The sequence below is a fragment of the Endozoicomonas sp. SESOKO4 genome (assembly GCF_024606275.1).
Genome location: NZ_JAHHPS010000487.1, coordinates 1 through 1,014, shown reverse-complemented (window position 1 = coordinate 1,014; position 1,014 = coordinate 1). Strand labels below are relative to the sequence as shown.

Sequence of the window (1,014 nt, the reverse complement as noted above, 5' to 3'; positions counted from 1 at the left end):
GCGGTCTGAGCCTGCATCAAGGTGTCATGGATAGCCTTGATCAGCTCAGATTCAGCCACGCCAGCGGCGTTAGCATAAGGTGCCATAGTATCCTGAACATTGGCCAGGAATGCTGCCGTCCTGCGGCCGTTATTAAAGGCAATATCATCAAGGACGTAGTTGGCGATGACCGCAGCTGCGTACTCTTTCATGCCAGCAACAGACACTTTCATAGCCGCCGGGGCAGTCACAGCAGGAAAAATATGCAGAATGAATTCCCCGGCACCCCTGTTGGACAGCGTCCGGAGAGCGGCCTTGAAGTGAGTCAACTTGACGCTGTGTTTGTAGCCAAGGAAGTGTTCAAATTCATTCACTGTCTGATAGTCATCAATTCCTCTGACGGCCTCTATGTAGTTCCAAAGTTCAACCTTGCTGATCAGGCCTTCTTGCAGCAGAGTTATGATCCTGTTACCGCTGGCAGAACGGGTAGCGAAGTATTCCCGGAAGCTTTTCAGAGTCGGTTCATCCCCGATTAAGCGAATCGCTGATTTGCCCATGCCGAAAATTTCTTTGTCGTATTCTTCAGCCCCGGATCCCATCTCATTTCTGGCCCTGTGCACTAGTGTCTGGATTTCTTGCAGAGGGCAGGGCTCGTCGAGGTATTCAGGGAAGATTGTCTTCAGGTCCCTGAAGATTTGCACGATTCGACTGGTCTGATCAAACGACAGTTTGTCTCCAACCTGTACATGCAAGCGCAACGATGCAAATTCATCGTCAAAATCGTAAGTCGGAAGGTCGGGTATTGCCTTACCGTGCATTACGGCTAATTCGGCCAGACCATTTGCGACTTGCAGGGCCTGTCGTTTGAGAGGGTGCTGCTGTGCGTATAGGTGGATAGCGTACAAAACTTCTGCCTGTTCCGGCGTGTACTGGAAGGAACCACCTTTATTTTCGACCTCTTCCCCGGTAGCCTTCAGGGCTGGTTTGTCAGTGGCTACCTCTTCCCCGGTAGCCTCCAGGGATGGTTTGTCAGTG

At 51.5% G+C, this 1,014-nt stretch carries 1 protein-coding gene; it reads right to left on the bottom strand.

The window, feature by feature from the left end; genetic code table 11:
- The coding region (locus KDK16_RS09360; RefSeq protein WP_257275764.1) for a hypothetical protein at window positions 1–1,014 on the bottom strand (1,014 nt) is incomplete at both ends.